General features: G+C 42.5%; 21 protein-coding genes. 15 read left to right on the top strand and 6 right to left on the bottom strand.

The genetic code is table 11. The features are described from left to right. Positions 1–70 precede the first annotated feature (70 nt). The 11 genes from HED61_RS04230 to HED61_RS04280 all read left to right on the top strand — a co-directional run bounded on the left by HED61_RS04230 (position 71) and on the right by HED61_RS04280 (position 11,865). Positions 71–1,372 (top strand): pyrimidine-nucleoside phosphorylase, encoded by a 1,302-nt coding sequence (locus tag HED61_RS04230; RefSeq protein WP_003127936.1) that lies wholly within the window; start codon positions 71–73, stop codon positions 1,370–1,372. Between the two features lie 12 nt (positions 1,373–1,384). After that, a complete protein-coding gene (gene deoC / locus HED61_RS04235) occupies positions 1,385–2,047 on the top strand; it encodes a deoxyribose-phosphate aldolase (protein ID WP_005470021.1) in 663 nt (220 codons plus the stop codon). 21 nt (positions 2,048–2,068) lie between these two features. Continuing rightward, positions 2,069–2,467: a cytidine deaminase gene (locus HED61_RS04240; RefSeq protein ID WP_003127939.1), complete on the top strand. Its 399-nt coding sequence runs from the start codon at positions 2,069–2,071 to the stop codon at positions 2,465–2,467. Positions 2,468–2,533: 66 nt separating this feature from the next. Beyond that, positions 2,534–3,655 carry a BMP family lipoprotein gene (locus HED61_RS04245; RefSeq protein ID WP_003127940.1) on the top strand — a complete coding sequence of 374 codons (1,122 nt, stop codon included), beginning with the start codon at positions 2,534–2,536 and terminating at the stop codon, positions 3,653–3,655. Between the two features lie 267 nt (positions 3,656–3,922). Further along, positions 3,923–5,464, top strand: a complete 1,542-nt coding sequence (locus HED61_RS04250) for an ABC transporter ATP-binding protein (protein ID WP_373368159.1) — start codon at positions 3,923–3,925, stop codon at positions 5,462–5,464. After that, positions 5,457–6,608: an ABC transporter permease gene (locus HED61_RS04255; protein WP_021150638.1), complete on the top strand. Its 1,152-nt coding sequence runs from the start codon at positions 5,457–5,459 to the stop codon at positions 6,606–6,608. The genes HED61_RS04250 and HED61_RS04255 overlap by 8 nt, the downstream gene beginning before the upstream one ends. Further along, positions 6,608–7,561, top strand: a complete 954-nt coding sequence (locus tag HED61_RS04260; RefSeq protein ID WP_003127943.1) for an ABC transporter permease — start codon at positions 6,608–6,610, stop codon at positions 7,559–7,561. Before HED61_RS04255 ends, HED61_RS04260 begins: the two co-directional genes overlap by 1 nt. Positions 7,562–7,732: 171 nt before the next feature. After that, positions 7,733–8,899, top strand: a complete 1,167-nt coding sequence (gene deoB / locus HED61_RS04265; protein ID WP_005470022.1) for a phosphopentomutase — start codon at positions 7,733–7,735, stop codon at positions 8,897–8,899. Positions 8,900–8,909: 10 nt separating this feature from the next. After that, positions 8,910–9,728 (top strand): purine-nucleoside phosphorylase, encoded by an 819-nt coding sequence (locus tag HED61_RS04270; protein WP_005470023.1) that lies wholly within the window; start codon positions 8,910–8,912, stop codon positions 9,726–9,728. A 55-nt stretch (positions 9,729–9,783) separates the two neighbouring features. Then, on the top strand, positions 9,784–10,488 hold the full coding sequence (gene deoD, locus HED61_RS04275; RefSeq protein ID WP_003127946.1) for a purine-nucleoside phosphorylase: 705 nt from the start codon (positions 9,784–9,786) through the stop codon (positions 10,486–10,488). A 189-nt stretch (positions 10,489–10,677) separates the two neighbouring features. Then, the gene (locus HED61_RS04280; protein ID WP_003127948.1) at positions 10,678–11,865 is read left to right on the top strand and encodes an iron-containing alcohol dehydrogenase; all 1,188 of its coding nucleotides are present in this window, start codon (positions 10,678–10,680) and stop codon (positions 11,863–11,865) included. 87 nt (positions 11,866–11,952) lie between these two features. Here HED61_RS04280 and HED61_RS04285 read toward each other — a convergent pair whose 3' ends face one another. The 4 genes from HED61_RS04285 to rpiA form a co-directional block, all read right to left on the bottom strand. Continuing rightward, the gene (locus tag HED61_RS04285; protein ID WP_227173404.1) at positions 11,953–12,600 is read right to left on the bottom strand and encodes an SGNH/GDSL hydrolase family protein; all 648 of its coding nucleotides are present in this window, start codon (positions 12,598–12,600) and stop codon (positions 11,953–11,955) included. A gap of 131 nt (positions 12,601–12,731) precedes the next feature. Continuing rightward, the gene (gene gpmA / locus HED61_RS04290) at positions 12,732–13,418 is read right to left on the bottom strand and encodes a 2,3-diphosphoglycerate-dependent phosphoglycerate mutase (protein ID WP_003127950.1); all 687 of its coding nucleotides are present in this window, start codon (positions 13,416–13,418) and stop codon (positions 12,732–12,734) included. Positions 13,419–13,649: 231 nt separating this feature from the next. Next, positions 13,650–14,234 (bottom strand): recombinase family protein, encoded by a 585-nt coding sequence (locus HED61_RS04295; protein WP_003127951.1) that lies wholly within the window; start codon positions 14,232–14,234, stop codon positions 13,650–13,652. 159 nt (positions 14,235–14,393) lie between these two features. Then, positions 14,394–15,068, bottom strand: a complete 675-nt coding sequence (rpiA, locus tag HED61_RS04300; RefSeq protein WP_003127952.1) for a ribose-5-phosphate isomerase RpiA — start codon at positions 15,066–15,068, stop codon at positions 14,394–14,396. 329 nt (positions 15,069–15,397) lie between these two features. Between rpiA and rpsL the strand changes: the two genes are divergently transcribed. From rpsL to tuf, 4 genes are all read left to right on the top strand, one after another. After that, positions 15,398–15,811 carry a 30S ribosomal protein S12 gene (gene rpsL / locus HED61_RS04305; protein ID WP_003127956.1) on the top strand — a complete coding sequence of 138 codons (414 nt, stop codon included), beginning with the start codon at positions 15,398–15,400 and terminating at the stop codon, positions 15,809–15,811. Positions 15,812–15,876: 65 nt separating this feature from the next. After that, positions 15,877–16,347, top strand: coding sequence for a 30S ribosomal protein S7 (gene rpsG / locus HED61_RS04310; RefSeq protein ID WP_003127957.1), 471 nt, complete (start codon positions 15,877–15,879; stop codon positions 16,345–16,347). A gap of 81 nt (positions 16,348–16,428) precedes the next feature. Next, positions 16,429–18,513, top strand: a complete 2,085-nt coding sequence (gene fusA / locus HED61_RS04315) for an elongation factor G (protein ID WP_003127958.1) — start codon at positions 16,429–16,431, stop codon at positions 18,511–18,513. A gap of 149 nt (positions 18,514–18,662) precedes the next feature. Then, positions 18,663–19,850, top strand: a complete 1,188-nt coding sequence (tuf, locus tag HED61_RS04320; protein ID WP_003127959.1) for an elongation factor Tu — start codon at positions 18,663–18,665, stop codon at positions 19,848–19,850. Between the two features lie 63 nt (positions 19,851–19,913). Here tuf and HED61_RS04325 read toward each other — a convergent pair whose 3' ends face one another. Next, positions 19,914–20,639 (bottom strand): nitroreductase family protein, encoded by a 726-nt coding sequence (locus HED61_RS04325; RefSeq protein ID WP_219645216.1) that lies wholly within the window; start codon positions 20,637–20,639, stop codon positions 19,914–19,916. After that, complete coding sequence (locus HED61_RS04330) at positions 20,632–22,068, bottom strand: aminotransferase-like domain-containing protein (protein ID WP_005470028.1); 1,437 nt, start codon at positions 22,066–22,068, stop codon at positions 20,632–20,634. The genes HED61_RS04325 and HED61_RS04330 overlap by 8 nt, the downstream gene beginning before the upstream one ends. Positions 22,069–22,093: the final 25 nt, after the last annotated feature.

The following is a 22,093-nucleotide window of genomic DNA, read 5'->3' on the forward strand; positions in this document are numbered from 1 at the left end:
CCGTTTTACTAAAGTGGTTTACCTACAAGAAAAATATTGTATAATGTCAGAGGAAGCGAGGGTCATTTTGATGCGAATGGTGGATTTAATTGAAAAAAAGCGTGACGGTAAGTCATTGACAAAGGAAGAGATCGACTACATTGTAACTGCGTATACTGAAGGAAGTATTCCAGATTATCAGATGAGTGCTTTGTTGATGGCTATTTTTTATGTGGATATGTCCGATGAAGAAATCACAAACCTAACTTTAGCTATGGCAAATTCTGGTGAAGTCATTGATCTTTCTTCAATCGAAGGCATCAAAGTAGATAAACATTCAACAGGGGGTGTCGGTGATACTACCACGTTGATTCTAGCACCACTAGTAGCAAGTGTTGGTGTGCCAGTTGCCAAGATGTCTGGTCGTGGACTTGGTTACACAGGCGGTACGCTGGATAAATTAGAATCAATTCCCGGGTTTCAGATTGAGATTGCAGAAGAAGAGTTTATTCGCCTCGTAAACGAAAGCAAAGTGGCGGTTATCGGTCAGTCGGGGGATTTGGCCCCTGCAGACAAAAAATTATATGCGTTGCGGGATGTCACAGCGACCGTAAGCTCGATTCCATTGATCGCTAGCTCGATCATGAGTAAGAAAATCGCAGCAGGTGCGGATGCCATCGTGTTAGATGTGACGACTGGTGACGGTGCTTTCATGAAGAAAATTGAGGATGCCAAACGCTTAGCACAAACGATGGTTCGGATTGGCAAATTAGCGAACCGTCAGACAATGGCTGTGATCTCAGATATGTCACAGCCATTAGGCGAAGCCATTGGAAATAGTTTGGAAGTAGTGGAAGCTATTGAAACATTGCAAGGAAACGGTCCAGCTGATTTAGAAGAAATGTGCTATGCATTAGGCAGCCAAATGGTTGTTTTAGCCCAAAAAGCAGAATCGTTGGAAGAAGCACGCGCATTATTGGAAGAGGCACTGCACTCTGGTAAAGCGTTGGCTAAATTTCGTGAAATGATCCGTAATCAAGGTGGCGATGATTCAGTGATCGATGATCCAAGCCAAATCTTGACTGCCAATTATCAAAGAGCATTACCAGCAAAAACTTCTGGCGTCGTAACTAAGATCGTTGCCAATGAACTAGGCATCGCAGCTATGATGTTAGGTGCCGGCCGCAAAACCAAAGAAGAAGACATCGATCACGCAGTAGGAATCAAACTGCATAAAAAAGTGGGAGAGTCTGTTGAGCAAGGTGAAGCACTGTTAACGATCTACAGCAACACAGAAGCCATCGATGATGTCATCGAATTGATCTATCAAAATATTGAAATCGGAGAAAGCGGCGGTGAGCCACCGTTGATCCATGAAATCATTACAGAATAAGGAGCGAGTGGAATGGAATTAAATCGCATGATCGACCACACTATTTTAAAGGCAGATGCAACAAAAGAAGATGTCTTGCGCATCATTGAAGAGGCAAAAACCTATCACTTTTATTCTGTCTGTATCAATCCTACTTGGGTAGCTTTGGCAGCAGAAGAATTAAAAGGTGAACCGACGGCTGTTTGTACCGTGATCGGCTTTCCTTTAGGTGCCAATACATCAGAAGTCAAAGCTTATGAAACGGCAGATGCCATCAAGAATGGTGCCGATGAAGTGGATATGGTCATTAATATTGGTGCCTTGAAATCAAAACAGTTCAAAAAAGTTCAAGCGGATATCGAAGCGGTTGTTGCAGCAGCTAAAGACAAAGCATTAGTGAAAGTCATTATTGAAACAGCACTTTTAGACAATGAAGAAATCGTAAAGGCCTGTGAATTAGCGAAAGCAGCAGGAGCTGATTTTGTCAAAACATCGACAGGATTCTCTACTGGCGGAGCGGTTGTTGCTGATGTCAAACTGATGCGTGAAACAGTGGGCCCTGAAATGGGTGTGAAAGCATCTGGCGGCATCCATAACGAAGCAGAAGCAGCAGCAATGGTCGAAGCAGGAGCAAATCGTTTAGGAACCAGTGCAAGTGTAGCAATCGTTACAGGGTCAACGGGGGCTGGCTACTAATTCAATAAAGTGAGGTTCATCATGACAAAAGCGAAAAAAGAGTGGATCGAAACGGCAGTTGCCGCATTAGACAAAGCTTACGTTCCTTATTCTAAATTTCCAGTTGGGGCCTGCTTGGTCACCAAAAAAGGAACCATCTATCAAGGCATCAATATCGAAAATGCTTCGTTTGGCTTAACGAATTGCGCGGAACGCACCGCATTTTTCAAAGCAATTTCAGAAGGCGAAAAAGACTTTCAACACTTAGTTGTTGCTGGTCATACGCCAGAGCCTATCTCACCTTGTGGCGCCTGCCGCCAAGTAATGGTTGAGTTCTGTCAGCCGGATATGCCAGTCACTCTTGTGGGAGACGATGGTATAATCAAAGAGACAACTGTCGAAGGGTTGCTGCCATATTATTTTACGAACAAAGATCTATAAACCATGTTCATTCAGTCGAAGCGGCTGTTGAAAAATAAAAACTATTTTATAGGGGGCTTTACAGCAATGAAAAAAGCAAAATTATTTAGTTTAGGAATTGTTGCAGTGGCTGGGTTGACACTACTTGGTGCATGTGGCAATGGAGGAAAGTCAGGTTCGACTGATTCAACAGGCGGCGGTTCTGCAGACGGCAAAACAGATGCAGCACACAGTGTAGCAATCGTTACCGATATCGGTGGTGTAGATGACCGTTCATTCAACCAATCTGCTTGGGAAGGTTTGGAAGCTTGGGGGAAAGAACATAACATCGCTCGCGGTGTTGGTGGATATGACTACGTTCAATCAAATGAAGCTTCAGAATATACAACAAACGTAAATGGTGCTGTCCAAAACGGATTCAAAACGATTTTTGGTGTCGGTTACCTATTGAAAGATTCAATTGAAGCAGCTGCAGCACAAAACCCTGATACTCAATTTGGGATTATCGATGATGTCATCGAAGGCAAAGACAATGTTGTTTCTGCAACCTTCAAAGACAACGAAGCAGCTTACTTAGCTGGTTTTGCAGCAGCTTATACAACAAAAACAAACAAAGTTGGCTTTATCGGCGGTGAAGAAGGTGTCGTAATCGACCGTTTTGAAGCTGGTTTTATCAAAGGTGTCGAAGATGCTTCTAAAGCATTAGGCAAAGAGATTAAAATTGATTCTCAATATGCAGCATCATTTGGTGACCCTGCAAAAGGGAAAGCCCTAGCAGCTTCAATGTACCAAGGCGGCGTTGACGTAATCTTCCATGCTTCAGGTGGTACTGGTGCTGGTGTCTTCCAAGAAGCAAAAGCAATCAATGAACAATTGAACGAAGCTGACCTTGCAGACAAAAAAGTTTGGGTTATCGGTGTAGATAGCGACCAACAAGACGAAGGTGCATACAAAACAAAAGACGGCAAAGAAGACAACTTCACATTGGCTTCAACACTTAAAGGTGTAGGCGCAGCCGTACAAGATATTTCAACACGTGCATTAGAAGATAACTTCCCTGGCGGCGAACACATCGTTTATGGTTTGAAAGACGGCGGTGTAGATATCACTGAAGGTTTCTTATCAGATGATGCAAAAGCAGCGATCGAAACAGCAAAACAAGATGTGATCGATGGCAAAGTTGAAGTGCCAGAAAAACCAGAAAAATAAGCAAGTTTTTTTAAACAATGAAAAAAAAAGACAAGAAATTCTGAACGATAGTAGAGTTGAGCGATTCGCTATCGTTCAGATGCTCGTCTTGCTAATACATCTTTAGTGGTTAATGTCTTGATGAAAGCTGTTGAGTTTTCATGAGGATAATAACCATCCTAAGCAATAGCATTTATTTGTATTAAAAATTGTTGTGTCACTGAGTGTGAGAGCGAATTAGAAAGTAAGGATGTGAGAAACTTGGCTGAAGAAAAATATGTTGTAGAAATGCGCCATATCACCAAAGAGTTTGGAACCTTCAAAGCCAATGACGATGTCAACTTACAAGTAAGGCCGGGAGAAATCCACGCATTGCTTGGGGAAAACGGAGCTGGCAAGTCGACCTTGATGAATATGCTGTCAGGTTTGTTAGAACCGACATCAGGCGATATCTTGATGAATGGGGAGAAAGTGAATATTACTAGCCCTACAGCAGCTAATAAACTTGGCATTGGTATGGTCCATCAGCATTTTATGCTGGTTGACGCGTTTACTGTCACGGAAAATATCATTTTAGGAAGCGAACCAAATAAATTGGGTGTGTTGGACCGTAAAAAAGCCCGCAAAGAAATCAAACGGGTTTCTGAGCAATATGGCTTATCGGTTGACCCAGATGCTTATGTGCGAGACATCTCAGTCGGGATGGAACAGCGTGTGGAGATTCTAAAAACATTATACCGGGGTGCAGATGTACTGATTTTTGATGAACCAACTGCAGTACTGACACCACAAGAAATCGAAGAATTGATTGTCATTATGAGAGGACTTGTTCGGGAAGGAAAATCCATCATTTTGATTACTCATAAGTTGGATGAAATCAAAGCAGTAGCGGACCGTTGTACAGTGATTCGCCGAGGCAAAGGAATAGGTACAGTCAATGTCAAAGACGTAACGTCACAGCAATTGGCAGATATGATGGTTGGTCGTTCTGTTTCCTTCAAAACACCGAAAAAACCTGCAGAACCAAAAGAAGTCGTCCTGTCTATCGAAAACTTAGTTGTAAAAGAAAATCGCGGCCTAGAGGCTGTTAAAGGCTTAAGTTTGGAAGTGCGGGCTGGGGAAGTTCTGGGGATTGCCGGAATCGATGGCAACGGACAGTCGGAATTGCTACAGGCAATCACAGGATTAAGAAAATCCGAAAGCGGCAAAGTCTTATTGAATGGTGACGACATTACAAATTTCAAACCTCGTAAAGTAACGGAGGCAGGTGTCGGGCATGTGCCGGAAGACCGTCATAAATATGGATTGGTTCTAGACATGATGCTTTCAGAAAACATTGCTTTACAAACGTATTATCAAAAACCGCTGAGCAATTATGGCGTGCTGGACTACGGGGAAATGAATGAATTTGCCCGTGGATTGATCCAAGAGTTTGATGTCCGTACAGTCAATGAGATTGTTCCTGCTCGTGCCCTCTCTGGCGGGAATCAGCAAAAGGCGATTATTGCACGGGAAATCAGCCGTGATCCGGATCTTTTGGTCGTAGCGAACCCAACACGGGGCTTAGACGTAGGCGCAATTGAGTTTATCCATAAACGTTTGATCGAACAGCGGGACAAATTCAAAGCTGTCTTGTTAGTCAGCTTCGAATTAGATGAGATTTTGAACGTATCAGACCGAATCGCCGTTATCCATGCTGGTGAGATTGTTGGCGTCGTTGATCCGAAAGAGACATCAGAAAAAGAACTCGGATTACTAATGGCGGGTTATTCATTAGAAGAAGCCCGACGCGAGCTACAAATGGAGGAAGTAGGTGGTTCTGTTGAATAACCGCAAAGAAAAAATTCGGAACCTGCTTGTGCCGATCATTGCTGTTCTGCTTGGTTTTATCCTTGGTGGAATCATCATGGCGGCATTTGGCTACAGCCCAATCGATGGGTATCTTCAAATGTTCCGTACCGTATTTATCAATGGTCAAAACGGCGGATTGAATGCTAGAAATATTGGTGAGATTTTCGTTACAGCTGGTCCACTGATTTTTACAGCTTTGGGATTCGCAGTAGCGAATTCTGCAGGATTCTTTAATATCGGTCTTTCTGGACAAGCATTAGCAGGATGGGTAGCAAGTATCTGGGTCGCATTGTCTATGCCAGATGCTCCTCGAATCATCGTGTTGCCTACCGCTATTCTTGTAGGGGCAGCCTGTGGTGCAATTGCTGCAGCTATTCCAGGTATCTTACGTGCCTTCTTTGGTACGAGTGAAGTTATCGTAACTATTATGATGAATTATATTTTATTGTATACAGGAAATCATATCGTCAATAACGTCATGAATGAATCCATGATCACAACAAAAGGTGTGACCAAAATGGTAGGCGACAATGCCTCTTTACAAACACCTTTCTTAGCAAATTTGACCAACAATTCCCGGTTAAACATTGGTATTTTCATGGCACTGATCTTCCTCGTGTTGATTTGGTTCATGATGAAGAAAACAACGTTAGGTTATGAGATTCGAGCAGTTGGTTTGAATCCAACCGCATCTGAGTATGCTGGGATGAGCAGCAAACGGACAATCATTATTTCAATGATCATCTCTGGAACATTAGCTGGATTAGGTGGCGTCGTTCAAGGTTTGGGAACTTTTGAAAACTTCTTCGTTCAAGGTTCGTCATTGAGTATTGGTTTTGATGGGATGGCAGTCTCATTATTAGGCAGCGGGTCTTCGATTGGGATTTTACTTTCTGCATTGCTGTTCAGTGTTCTTAAACTGGGCGGACAAGGAATGCAGTTTGCAGGGATTCCTTCAGAACTTGTTGATGTCGACATTGCGATCATCATCTTCTTCGTTGCGATCAGCTACGTGATTCGTTTTGTATTAGCTAAAATCTTTGATGGCAAAAAGGAAGTCGCTGTTGTCCAAGAAATTGAAGCAAAGCCAAATAATCAAGATCAGGAAGGAGGAACCATCTAATGAATATCAGTTTAATTTCTTCGATCGTCACACAAACGTTGATTTATGCTGCACCATTGATCCTGACTGCACTGGGCGGCGTTTTCTCAGAGCGAAGCGGGATCGTTAACGTAGGTCTTGAAGGAATCATGGTGATGGGTGCCTTCAGTTCGATCGTTTTCAATATTGAATTTGCGTCACAATTTGGTGCATGGACACCTTGGTTAGGAATGCTAGTCGGCGGGTTAGTAGGAATGGCCTTCTCACTGCTGCATGCTGTAGCCACCATCAACTTTAGAGCAGATCACATTATCAGTGGTACCGTAATGAATTTGATGGCGCCAGCGCTGGCTGTCTTCTTAGTTAAAGCCATCTACAACAAAGGGCAAACAGACAATATTCAACAAACATTAGGGTATTTCAATTTTCCTGTGTTGCGTGATATTCCTGTGATTGGTCCAGTCTTCTTTAACCAAACGTTTTTACCTGCTTACTTTGCGATCTTGATTTCTGTGATTGCTTGGTTTGTCATCTTTAAAACACGATTTGGCTTACGGCTACGTTCCGTGGGTGAACACCCTCAGGCAGCAGATACCTTAGGAATCAATGTCTATGTGATGCGCTATTCTGGCGTGTTGATCTCCGGTTTCCTAGGCGGAATGGGTGGCGCGTTATTTGCCCAATCAATCGCTGGACGTTTTGCTGTAACAACGATTGCCGGTCAAGGGTTTATCTCAATGGCAGCAATGATCTTTGGTAAATGGAATCCGTTAGGTGCGATGGGCGCTGCAATTTTCTTCGGCTTTGCGCAAAACATCAGTATCGTTGGCGGACAATTGCCAATCATTTCCTCCATTCCAGCGGTTTATCTACAAGCAGCACCATATGCGTTAACAATTATTGTTCTAGTGCTGTTCCTTGGGAAAGCGGCAGGACCTAAAGCTAACGGTAAGAACTACATCAAATCTAAATAATTTTTTCTGTATGAAAGGGTGGGGCTATGGGACATGTTTGTGTTGCTGTGCCCTGCCCTTTTTTTTGTGTAGCAGCAAGAAACCCAATATCTCAAACATCCTTAAAGGCAAATCTTTCTTATTTCTAGTATGATAAGAAAAGAATAACAATAAAAGAAAGTAGGGAAAAGAATGTTTAAACGTGTACATTTGATCGTAATGGATTCTGTAGGTATCGGTGAAGCGCCCGATGCAGAAAAATTTGGTGACGTTGGTTCTGATACATTAGGACATATCGCCAAAGAAGCTGGATTGACGATTCCTCATTTGGAACAGTTAGGTCTTGGTACGATCCGACCGCTGGATGGTGTCAAAAATGTAGCAGACCATGACGGCTATGCAACGAAACTAGAAGAAATCTCTGTCGGAAAAGATACCATGACTGGACACTGGGAAATCATGGGTTTGAATATTCAAAAACCGTTTCGTGTGTTTCCTGACGGATTTCCTCAAGAATTGCTGCAACAAATCGAAGAATTTTCTGGACGTAAAATCGTCTGCAACAAACCTTATTCCGGTACAGCAGTCATTGATGATTACGGTGAACACCAAATGAAAACAGGCGATTTGATCGTTTATACGTCTGCCGATCCAGTCTTGCAAATTGCAGCTCATGAAGAAATCATTCCGTTGGAAGAATTGTATCGCATTTGCCAATATGTGCGTGATATTACCAAAGATGAACCATATATGATCGGCCGCATCATTGCTCGCCCTTATGTTGGTGAACCAGGAAACTTCACCCGGACAAGCAACCGGCATGACTATGCACTGGATCCTTTTGGACACACAGTGTTGGATTCGTTGAAAGATGCTGGCAAAGACGTCATCGCTGTCGGAAAGATCAATGACATCTTCAATGGTCAAGGAATCACTGATTCAGTAAGAACAAAGAGCAATATGGATGGTGTGGATCAGCTATTGAATGTGATGAAGCAAGACTTTACCGGCCTAAGTTTTACTAATTTAGTTGATTTCGATGCGCTTTACGGCCATCGCCGGGATGTTGTCGGTTATGCTCATGCCATTGAAGATTTCGATTTAAGAATCCCAGAGATTCTGGATGCCATGGCTGACGATGATTTATTAATGATCACAGCCGATCACGGAAATGATCCAACCTTTACTGGGACTGATCATACAAGAGAATATGTACCATTATTGGTTTACAGCAAACAATTTAAAGGACAAGGCCAACTACCCCAAGGCCATTATGCCGATATTTCAGCAACAATTGCAGAAAACTTTGCAGTACCGGCAACAGAAAATGGGGAAAGCTTCTTAAATCATTTAAATTAGAGGTGGAGAAATGACAACATTACATGAGAAATTGCAGGAAACAACGACATTCATCAAGGAAAAAGGGGTAGGATCTATTGATTTTGGTTTGATCTTAGGTTCAGGATTAGGTGAATTAGCAGATGAGATTGAAAATCCAATTGTGCTGCCTTATAACGATATCCCTCATTTTCCAGTTTCAACAGTCGTCGGGCATGCCGGACAACTAGTTTATGGTACATTATCTGGAAAAAAAGTATTGGCGATGCAAGGTCGTTTCCATTACTATGAAGGACATTCCATGCAGACAGTTACTTACCCTGTTCGAGTAATGGCGGCCCTTGAAGCACATTCACTTGTTGTGACGAACGCATGCGGCGGAGTGAATGAAAGTTTCCAACCTGGTGATTTGATGTTGATCACGGATCAAATCAATTTCATGGGGGACAATCCATTGATTGGGGCTAACGAAGAAGAAATGGGACCACGATTCCCTGATATGAGCCAGGCTTATCATCCAAGCTACCGGGAAACAGCAAAACAAATTGCAGAAACAAAAGGTCTCCACTTAAAAGAAGGAGTTTACATGGGCTTTTCTGGGCCGACTTATGAAACACCTGCTGAAATTCGATTTGCTCGTACGATTGGTGCAGATGCTGTGGGTATGTCGACGGTTCCTGAGGTAATCGTAGCTGTTCATAGTGGCTTGAAAGTGTTGGGCGTTTCATGTATCACCAATCTAGCTGCTGGTATGCAAGCAAGCCTGAACCATGAAGAAGTCGTAGAGACAACAGAACGGGTCAAAGCCGAATTTAAAGCGCTGATCAAAGAAACTTTAGCGAATCTGTAAAACAAGCAAACCCTAAAAAAAGAGCATAAAAGAGAAGTAGAAAAGGAGCGAAAAGATGAGCGTTCATATTGAAGCAAAAGCTGGCGAGATTGCTGATAAGATTTTATTACCTGGCGATCCTCTACGCGCAAAATACATTGCAGAAACATTTTTAGAAGACCCGATCTGTTATAACAATGTCCGAGGGATGCTCGGTTATACCGGTGTCTACAAAGGTGAGCGAGTATCAGTACAAGGAACTGGTATGGGGATGCCTTCTGCGACCATTTATGCCCATGAATTGATCAATTCTTATGGCGTAAAAAAATTGATTCGTGTCGGCACTTGTGGCGCGATTTCTAAAGATGTTCATGTTCGGGACTTAGTGATCGCCCAAGCTGCAGCGACAAGTTCTTCCATGGTAGCAAAGAACTTTCAAAGTTTTCATTTTCCGCCAATCGCAGATTTCGACTTGTTGCGTAAAGCGTATGATACAGCGATTGCATCCGGCTTTACCACCCACGTTGGGAACATTTTATCGGAAGATACTTTCTATAAAGATGATATGGCAGAAACAGTGGAATTGGCTGATCTTGGTGTATTAGGTGTTGAGATGGAGGCCGCTGCGCTTTACTATTTAGGAGCAAAATTCCACGTACAGACCTTAGCGATCTGCACAGTCAGTGATCATATCATCACTGGAGAAGAAACAACAGCGGAAGAGAGACAAACAACATTCAATGATATGATCAAAGTTGGCTTAGAAACAGCTATCTCCTAATCCTTTTTCTTATCCTACAGCCTACAAAAAATTTTTTATTCCTGTATCGCTTTCTGATTGACTCCTTAGACAATGGGAGCCAGTCAGAAAGTGATTTTTTGTTAAATGATTGATTGAATCTTTCTAGCTAGTTGGAATAGTTGCACTTTTGGACGAAAATGGTTTAATTAAAGAAAAGGAGGTTGGAGCATGAATAATTTTACTTTTCAGGTGACAACGGATATACGTTTTGGGAAAGATCGGTTAAATGAGTTGCCGGAAGTATTGAATACTTTCGGAAAAAATGTCCTATTGGTCTATGGCGGCGGCAGTATCAAAAAAAGCGGACTTTATGATCAAGTCATGGCGCAATTGCAAAACAATGACAATCAAGTAACAGAATTAGCAGGAGTTGAACCAAACCCTCGGATTGAAACAGTAGCAAAAGGGGCAGAACTCTGCCGCACTGAAAAAATTGATGTGATTCTTGCAGTCGGAGGCGGCTCCGTGATTGATTGCAGCAAAGTGATCGCAGGTGCTGCTTGCAGTGAGGAAGATCCTTGGACTTTAGTGACTAAACGCAGCTACCAAGGGCCAGCATTGCCATTAGTTACGGTTTTGACATTAGCTGCAACTGGTAGTGAAATGAATCGGGGAGCAGTTATCACGAACCTTACAGCGAAACAAAAATTAGGGGTCCACGGTCCTAATTTCTTGCCGAAGGTTTCTTTCTTAGATCCCACCTGGACCTTTAGCGTCAATCGCTATCAAACAGCGGCTGGTTCTGCAGATATTATGAGTCATCTGATCGAAAACTACTTTAGTACAACAGAGAATACGGATGTACAAGACGGCATCGCAGAAGGGCTGTTGAAAGCGGTAATCACAAACTTGCCGATTGCTTTGGATACCCCAGATGACTATGATGCTCGGGCAAACTTGATGTGGGCAAGTACATTGGCGTTAAATGGGTTGACAGGTAGTGGGAAAGCCGGTGCGTGGTCGTGCCATCCAATGGAACATGAGTTGAGTGCTTTTTATGATATTACTCATGGGATCGGCTTAGCCATCTTGACGCCCCGCTGGATGCTTCATGTGTTGAATGAGACAACAGCACCTAAGTTGGCTCGCTTTGCCCGTGAAGTATTCCAAGTAGAAGAAGCGGTCCCAGAAATGGCAGCTCGGATGGGGATTCAAAAGTTATACGATTTCTTCCTTGCTTGTGGGATCCCAATGACTTTACCAGAAGTGGGGATCGAAGATGATCGTCATTTTGAAGAAATGGCCAAACAAGCAGTAGCATTTAGTTCAATTGCGACAAATGCCTACGTACCGTTGACAGAATCTGATGTCATTGCCATTTATCAAGAGGCTTTGACCCCTTCAGAGTATCTCTAAATGAAGAAATCCTGACAGAATAGACAAATAATCGGTAGGGTAATTGGTATCCTACCGATTATTTGTCTGCGTACTTCTATCAAAGAATTATCTTGAATAATGGATACGGCGCAAGATCTCTTGTGCGATCACACCATGTCCGGCGATTGTTGGATGGACACCATCTTCCCCAGTATAATAAGATGAATGTTTTTTGACAGTACGTTCAGCGAATAAGCCGTCTAAAGGAAGGTAGTCACAACCAAATTCAGCAGCTAGTTCACGAATGGAATGGATCTTGGGATCCAAATCCTTCCGCCATTGTTTGCGATCTGCTGGATAAGGAAGAACAAATGGCTCTAAAAGCAGGATTTTCTTGATCCCACTTTCGGTCACTTGCTGCAAAAATTGCCGATAATCACTAGCAAATGTCGCAGTTGCTTCGGGTGTGCCGAAAGAGGAGGTGCCAATATTGCGCCAGGTATCATTGATACCGATCAAGAAAATCAGTAGATCTGGCTTTAAATCAATGCAGTCTTCCTCGATGCGATTTAAGATATCGCGAATTTTATTCCCGCTAATGCCGCGGTTAACAAATGACAAGTTTGCATCTGGGTATTCTGCAGCTAGATGGGCTGCCACAAAGGCGGGAAATCCTTTTCCCAGATCCGTAGCATCGAGTCGATCACGGCCGCAGTCGGTGATGCTATCTCCAAGAAATAGTAGCGTATCATTTTTACAGAGTGTGGTCATCATTCCAAGCTCCTTTCGTATGCGGTTTCAATTATAACGAATATTTCTCAGGAAACCAATCAAAAAAAGACTGTGCCGTCAGTCAGGAAGAATACTCTTGCTCTGACTTGCAGCACAGCCTTGGCTGTTAATGATTATAAGTAATATTTTTTCGCAACTGTTAGATCATCGTTCAATTCATAAACAAGTGGTTGACCTGTTGGAATTTCAAGATCCATGATGTCTTCATCAGAGATACCTTCGATGTGTTTTGCTAACGCACGTAGAGAGTTTCCGTGAGCGGCAACTAAAACAGTTTTGTTGTCTTTCAATGCAGGTGCGATTTCATCTTGCCAGAAAGGTAATGCACGTTCTAGCGTTACTTTCAAGTTTTCGCCGCCAGGTACGTCGCGAGGATCAAGCATTGCATAACGACGATCGTTTGCTGCAGAACCTTCATCAGATGCATCCATCAATGGAGGCAATACATCGTAGGAACGACGCCAGATGTGAACTTGTTCGTCTCCGTATTTTTCAGCAGTTTCTTTTTTGTTCAATCCTTGTAGTTTACCGTAGTGACGTTCGTTCAAACGCCAAGATTTGATTGTTGGCACCCATAGTTGATCAGAATATTCTAAAATGTAGTTACAAGTTTTGATGGCACGAGTTAATACAGATGTGTAGGCAACATCGAATTCGATGCCGGCTTCTTTGATTTTACGTCCGCCCTCGATTGCTTCTTCGACACCTTCTGGCGCTAAATCTACATCGGCCCAACCAGTAAATTGGTTCAATTTATTCCATTCGCTTAGTCCGTGACGAGAAAATACTAATTTTGGCATGTAAAACTCTCCTTTTAGATATTAGATATTTTTCTGAAATTTTCAATTCCCTGTTTATTGTACACTTTTTCGCAAAGAATTTCTACGTATTTAGCGTAAAACCTTGTTTCTTAAAAAAAGAAACAGAAAAAAACGTCTTTCTTCACGACGTTCTTTTTTATTTCTGAATCATTTTGTCTGACAGGATCGGCGCACAGAAAAAAAGATGAAGCACCGGATTCAGACAAGTGATTAATGACTGTATACTTTATCCAATTCTTCTTCTGAAAGTTTTATGTATTTATAGCAGGTTCCGACAGAAACACCGCATTTTGTGGAGATGAATTGAATCGTCTCTTTTTTATCGTAATAAAGCTGGCGAATTTTTTTGATGGTTTTTGGATCGATTTTTGGACGTCCGCCAATTTTGCCGTTCTTTCGGGCATTGTTCAATCCGACTAATGTCCGTTCTTTGATTAAGGCTTGTTCCATCGCTGCCAAACCTTCCATTAAATTGAAATAAATCGCCCCCATGGGTTCTCTCGTATCGATGTTTTCTGCTAGAGAAACTAGGTGAAGGTTTCTTTTTCTTAGAAGATCTGTCAATTCAGTTAATTGCCGGGTTGTTTTACCTAAACGATGAAGTTCAGAAACAACCAGCGTTTCCCCAGACTGCATACGAGCAATCACAGATTCTAATGAGTGGTTATCACAGTTTTCTTCGTAGGCATAGGTTTCGTGGAACAATTCTGTACAACCAAATTCTTTTAGTTTGTTTAATTGTTCACTTGATTCTTTATCAATAATTGTTGTGCGAGCATAACCGATGACTTTCATAGCCGCTCCTTCCTATTCTTTTTTATTTGAATGTAGCATAAATGAGGCATAAATGATAGAGAAAACTTGCACAAAAATGAATTTAACTCTAGAAAAATGAAGAAAAATACGTAGAACCTCGAACAAAAGGAGCACTTGCTCCTTTTGTTGCTAGAGGCATCAGCGAACGCTGCGGGTCTCAGGTCCATCTTCTTGTCCAATGATGATCGTATGTACCATATCCAAGAAGAGCCCGTGCTCTACAACACCGACGGTTTGATCTAGTTCATGAGCCAATGCAACTGGTTCATTGATGGTTTGTAGATGAAGATCAATGATGTAATGACCGCAATCAGTTTTTAGCGGGGTGCCATCTTCGGCTAGGCGAAGGACAGGGTGATAGTTTTTTTCTGTAAACAATCGCATCAATTGCTGACTGCCATAGGGAATCACTTCTACAGGTAATGGGAATGCGCCTAATTTTTCAACGATCTTTGATTTATCAACAATCCAAAGAACTTTTTTAGAGTAGGTTGCGACGATTTTTTCAAAAAGCAGTGCGGCACCGCCACCTTTGATTCCATGATAGTCTCCGCTGATCTCATCTGCACCATCGATCGTTAAATCGACACTTGCCACTTCATCGATCGTTTTGACCGGGATCCCTAACGATTCTGCTTGTTTTTTTGATGCCCAGGATGTTGGTACACCAACGATCGACAAGTTTTCTTCTTTCACTCTGCGCCCCAATTCTTCGATCATGTAATACGCAGTTGAACCAGTTCCTAAACCGACGACCATACCGTCAGTGACATAGCTGGCCGCTTCAATACCGACCATCTCTTTTAGATTCATTATTGACCCACCTCTAATAAAATACTATTTTCATCTTTATTATATAGTAAGAAGAAGTAAAAAGGAGGCGCAAGGGAGAGTTTTTTTTATAAAATTTTGGCAGTTGCTCCTTTCATAAAAAATCATTGGAGAGATGGTTGACAGAGTCTTTTTATCATGGTATTCTATCAAAGGTGCTTTATCTACAGGTCTCTCGTTGGAGACGTGCTGACTGTTTATCAAAGCATATTTGATAAGAATGCAGAGAATGCATTATTTTTTATCGCAAAAAAAGAACCACCTGGATGTGTGGAACTATAAAGCGAATCAAGGAAGGAGGAAAACTAGGGATGCCTACAATTAATCAATTAGTACGTAAACCTCGTAAATCCAAGGTTGAAAAATCAAATTCACCAGCATTGAACAAAGGATACAACAGTTTCAAAAAAGCTCAAACGAATGTTAACTCACCTCAAAAGCGTGGGGTAGCTACTCGTGTGGGAACTATGACACCGAAAAAACCGAACTCAGCTCTACGTAAATATGCGCGTGTTCGTTTGTCAAACTTGATTGAAGTGACAGCTTATATTCCAGGTATCGGTCACAACTTGCAAGAACACAGTGTGGTATTGCTACGCGGTGGACGTGTAAAAGACTTACCAGGGGTACGTTACCATATCGTTCGTGGTGCATTGGATACTGCCGGTGTTAACGATCGTAAACAATCTCGTTCTAAATATGGAACAAAACGTCCTAAAGCTTAATTTTGATTCAAACTACAAATGAAACTATTTAATCAGAACTGATATTTCGGAAGGAGGAGTTACGGATGCCTCGTAAAGGTCCTGTTGCAAAACGTGATGTTTTACCAGATCCTATTTATAACTCAAAATTAGTAACTCGTTTGATCAACCGTGTAATGGTTGATGGTAAACGCGGTGTTGCTGCAAATATTATCTACAATGCTTTTGGCATTATCAAAGAATCTACAGGAAATGATCCATTGGAAGTTTTCGAACAAGCAATGAAGAACATTATGCCTGTATTGGAAGTTAAAGCTCGCCGTGTCGGTGGTTCTAACTACCAAGTCCCAGTTGAAGTTCGTCCAGAACGTCGTACAACTCTAGGTCTTCGTTGGGTGGTAAACTACGCTCGTTTGCGTGGCGAACACACAATGGAAGAACGTCTTGCGAAAGAAATCATGGATGCAGCAAACAACACTGGTGCTTCTGTGAAGAAACGCGAAGACACACACAAAATGGCGGAAGCCAACCGCGCATTTGCTCACTATCGTTGGTAAGATCCTCACTGCTTTTTATTGGAAGGTACTGAGACAACCTTAGCTTAGGTTTAAGTAAGAATGAGAGGGGAACAACCTAGAATGGCAAGAGAATTTTCGCTAGAAAAAACTCGTAATATCGGGATCATGGCCCACGTTGACGCTGGTAAAACAACGACAACTGAACGTATCCTTTATTACACAGGTAAAATCCATAAAATTGGGGAAACACATGAAGGTGCTTCTCAAATGGACTGGATGGAACAAGAACAAGAACGTGGGATCACGATCACTTCTGCTGCGACAACTGCGCAATGGAAAGAAAACCGCGTAAATATCATCGACACTCCTGGACACGTGGACTTCACAATTGAAGTACAACGTTCACTACGGGTTCTTGACGGTGCTGTAACAGTATTGGACTCACAATCTGGTGTAGAACCACAAACTGAAACAGTTTGGCGTCAAGCGACAGATTACCGCGTACCACGTATCGTATTCTGTAACAAAATGGATAAAATCGGTGCAGACTTCTTATACTCTGTATCTACTTTACATGATCGCTTGCAAGCAAATGCTCATCCAATCCAATTACCAATTGGTGCGGAAGATGACTTTACTGGTATCATCGATCTAGTAAAAATGAAAGCTGAGATCTATACAAACGATTTAGGAACAGAGATTCAAGAAACTGAAATTCCTGAAGAGTACAAAGAATTAGCTGAAGAATGGCGCGAAAAATTAGTTGAAGCAGTTGCAGATACTGACGAAGAGCTAATGATGAAATTCTTGGAAGGTGAAGAAATCACTGAAGAAGAATTGAAAGCTGGTATCCGTCAAGCGACATTGACTGTTGAATTTTTCCCAGTTCTTTGTGGTTCAGCCTTCAAAAACAAAGGGGTTCAATTGATGTTGGATGCAGTCATCGACTACCTTCCTTCACCACTTGATGTTCCTGCAATCAAAGGGATCAATCCTAAAACTGACGAAGAAACTGATCGTCCTGCTGACGATGAAGCGCCTTTTGCTTCACTAGCATTTAAAGTAATGACTGACCCATTCGTAGGTCGTTTGACATTCTTCCGTGTGTATTCAGGTGTCTTGAACTCTGGATCATATGTCTTGAATGCTTCAAAAGACAAACGCGAACGTATCGGTCGTATCCTGCAAATGCACGCGAACACTCGTGCAGAAATCCAAACAGTTTATTCAGGCGATATCGCTGCAGCTGTTGGTTTGAAAGATACAACAACAGGGGATACATTGTGTGACGAAAAATCACCAGTTATCCTTGAATCAATCGAATTCCCAGAACCAGTTATCGAAGTAGCTGTTGAACCTAAATCAAAAGCTGACCAAGATAAAATGGGTGTGGCTTTACAAAAACTTGCTGAAGAAGATCCTTCATTCCGTGTAGAAACAAACGCTGAAACTGGCGAAACTGTTATCGCAGGGATGGGTGAACTTCACTTGGACGTCCTTGTTGACCGTATGCGTCGCGAATTTAAAGTTGAAGCAAACGTTGGTGCGCCTCAAGTTTCTTACCGCGAAACATTCCGTGCTTCTACGCAAGCCGAAGGTAAATTTGTACGTCAGTCTGGTGGTAAAGGTCAATACGGTCACGTATGGATCGAATTTACACCAAACGAAGAAGGTAAAGGCTTCGAATTCGAAAACGCAATTGTCGGTGGTGTGGTTCCACGTGAATACATCCCAGCAGTTGAAAAAGGACTTGAAGACTCAATGGCTAACGGTGTTCTAGCTGGTTATCCATTGGTTGACATCAAAGCCAAGCTTTACGATGGTTCATACCATGATGTCGATTCAAGTGAAACAGCCTTCCGTGTGGCAGCTTCAATGGCTTTACGTGCTGCAGCGAAGAAAGCTAATCCAGTGATTCTTGAACCAATGATGAAAGTTGTTATCACTGTTCCTGAAGATTACTTAGGTGATGTTATGGGACACGTAACTGCTCGTCGTGGACGTGTTGAAGGTATGGAAGCGCATGGTAACTCACAAATCGTTAACGCGATTGTTCCATTGGCTGAAATGTTCGGATATGCAACAACACTTCGTTCATCTACTCAAGGACGCGGTACTTTCATGATGACATTTGATCACTATGAAGATGTACCTAAGTCTGTTCAAGAAGAAATCATCAAGAAAAACGGCGGCAAAGCTGAATAATTGATGCACAAATGCGAAATTCAGTAAAAAGCTATATTTTTTATGAAGTTTCGTGTACAATATTATCGATGATAAGGGATGGGGGGCTTCGCGCCCTCTACCTATCAAATATAAAAAATAAACTGTATTTTTAGGAGGAACATTTTAAAATGGCAAAAGAAAAATTTGACCGTTCTAAACCCCACGTAAACATTGGTACGATCGGACACGTTGACCATGGTAAAACTACACTTACAGCTGCTATCACAACTGTATTATCTAAAAAAGGTTTGGCACAAGCTTCTGCTTACGACCAAATCGATGGTGCTCCAGAAGAACGCGAACGCGGAATCACTATCTCAACTGCTCACGTTGAGTATGAAACTGAAGCTCGCCACTACGCTCACGTAGACTGCCCAGGACACGCGGACTATGTTAAAAACATGATCACTGGTGCTGCGCAAATGGACGGTGCGATCTTAGTAGTATCTGCTGCTGACGGTCCTATGCCTCAAACTCGTGAACACATCTTGTTATCACGTAACGTTGGCGTACCATACATCGTTGTTTTCTTGAACAAAATGGATATGGTTGATGACGAAGAATTGCTAGAATTAGTTGAAATGGAAGTTCGTGACCTATTGTCTGAATATGACTTCCCAGGCGACGATGTTCCTGTAATCGCCGGTTCTGCTTTGAAAGCTCTTGAAGGAGATCCTTCATACGAAGAAAAAATCATGGAATTGATGGCTGCAGTTGACGAATACGTTCCAACTCCAGAACGTGATACTGACAAACCATTCATGATGCCAGTCGAAGACGTATTCTCAATCACTGGACGTGGTACTGTTGCTACAGGCCGTGTTGAACGTGGACAAGTTCGCGTTGGTGATGAAGTAGAAATCGTTGGTATTGCTGACGAAACTGCTAAAACAACTGTAACAGGTGTTGAAATGTTCCGTAAATTGTTAGACTATGCTGAAGCAGGGGATAACATTGGTGCATTGCTACGTGGGGTTGCTCGTGAAGACATCCAACGTGGACAAGTATTGGCTAAAGCTGGTACAATCACACCTCATACAAAATTCAAAGCTGAAGTTTATGTTTTGACAAAAGAAGAAGGTGGACGTCACACTCCATTCTTCACTAACTACCGTCCTCAGTTCTACTTCCGTACAACTGACGTAACTGGTGTTGTTGAATTACCAGAAGGAACTGAAATGGTTATGCCTGGCGATAACGTAACAATCGACGTTGAATTGATCCACCCAATTGCTATCGAAGACGGAACTCGTTTCTCAATTCGTGAAGGCGGACGTACTGTTGGTTCAGGCGTTGTAACTGAAATCAAAGCTTAATTGACTTGATAAATGCAAAAAGCAGAAGCGCTAGCGCTTCTGCTTTTTTTTGCTTGAAAATTTTTATTTGATCAATTTTTGATCTTTTAGAAACTGATCAAAGCCTTGGTCAGGGACACGGCCGTAGAAATTGGCGAATTTTTCGGACCAAGGCATTGTTTCTCTCGCTTCACCGAAGGCGGTCATGATTTGGTCATAGTCTTCGATCGCTTGATAGGAATAATCCTGGTATTTGTTGTAATGGATTACCGCCTCTTGAGGCAAGCGAGGCTTGAGAGCAATATCTACAATTGGTTTGCCAATACTTAATCCAGCCACAGGGTAAACGTATTCTGGCAGTTCGAGCAATTCGGCGATCGCTTTGCTGTCTTTGCGGACACTGCCGGAAATAACTGTTCCTAGACCAAGAGATTCCGCAGCAATGGCAGCTGACTGTAAAGCGATACTAGCATCGGTTGTTGCGATCAACAATGGTTGTAGACCTTCATCAACCAGATAAGGTGTTTGTTTTTTCTCAGCAACTTTCTTGGTGCGGTTTAAATCAGCCAAGAAAAGTAAAAAGATAGAACTTTCAGCGATATGAGGATTACCTGGATTCCAAGTAACCAGCTGTTGTCGAAGTGAACGATCATCGATCACGAGAATGGAATAAGCTTGCCCGTTCATCCAGCTAGGTGCTTGTCGTGCAGCAGATAAAATTGCTTCTAACTGCTCCTTTGATAATTGATAGTTGCTATCGAATTGGCGATAAGTGCGGTGGTTGGTTAATAGATCAATTGTCTCATTCATACAGATGCTCCTTTAATTGTGTTGTGATTTTTCTGAATTGCTGACAAAACAAGTCTAGTTGATTTTCCGAAAGTCGTGTATAGTTCAGACGAAATCCGTTTGTATCATTGCTGAAGAGAAAGGCTGGGGCAACTAGACAATCATTTTTTAAGAAAAGTGTCCAGTCTCTCCGTTTCAGTGGGGCGTGTTGCCATTGCAGCCAGAGGTATAGTCCCCCAGTGGTCTGTTGGAATGCCCAATCCTCAGAAAAAGCGTCCAGTCGCTGAATCAAGGCATGTTGCTTTTGAGCCATCTTTTTTAGCAAGTCCTGTTGTTGTTGAGGGTACTCCATGGAACGGAGAGCAAGATTAGCTAACAGTTGAGGAAAAATCGTTGTCTCGATAGACATCCTTTTTTTAGCTTGAGCAAATTGATCCGCCAATGCTTCAGGAGCTAATAACCAGCCGATTTTGATAGAAGACCCAAAGAGTTTTGATAAAGATCCGAGATAAATGACCGAATCTGGTGCCAGTGCCTTAAATTTTTCGGGTTGCGGCGTAAAGGCTAACTCACTAAAGATATCATCTTCTATGATCGGTACTTGATACCTCTGGCAAATAGCGATAATTTCTTTGCGGCGGCCAAGGCTCATGGTACGACCGGTGGGATTTTGGAATGTCGGATTTAAATAAACAAATTTGATTTTCTGCTCTTTCAATGCTTGTTCTAAGTCTTTCGGTCGCATCCCTTCTTCGTCCTGTTTGATTCCGAGAACGCGGACATTCATTGTTGTAAATAAGGGCAATGAAAACAAAAAGGAAGGATCTTCCGTAAGAATACTATCACCTGAAGTCAACAAAACTTGCATAAGCAGTGTGATACCTTGCGTGGAGCCAGAAGTGATCACGAGTTTTTGTCCAGATAAGGGGATTCCGAAATCTTCCGTCAAGTGCCGCATCAAGACTTCTTGCAATGGTGGATAGCCGGCTGGGGTGCTTTGCAGGCTTTCGTTGCGGATCATCTCCCAAGTAAAGGCAGGAAATTGGAAATCAGGAAGCAGTTCTTGTGGCAGATCACCTGTATAAAGGTCGAGAATTTGGTCTTTTGTGCGCAATCGCTGAATCTCTTCAACAAAGGGGTCTTGCTGTAAGTAGGGACTAGATAGAGACGAGCGGAGATAAGACAGAGGGGTCTGACGGTTGCCCCATCGACCTTCAGAGACTTGTGTGCCGCTGCCTCGTTTGCGCGTGATCCATCCTAAACTCCGAAGCTCATCCAGTGCCTTGACGATCGTTGAACGGTTGACCCCGAATTGAGTGGCTAGTTTTCGTTCGGCGGGCAACTGTTCACCAGGTGTGTAATCGCCATTTTGGATGGCCTCGATAAAGTAAGTGACGATTTGCTGATAGAGTGGTTGCTTCTTCTGTTTATCGATTTGCCAATCGGTCATTAGAGCCCTCCTTTTTTATTGGATG

The sequence above is a fragment of the Enterococcus gallinarum genome, from assembly GCF_021496385.1.
Taxonomy (GTDB): Bacteria; Bacillota; Bacilli; order Lactobacillales; family Enterococcaceae; genus Enterococcus_D; species Enterococcus_D gallinarum.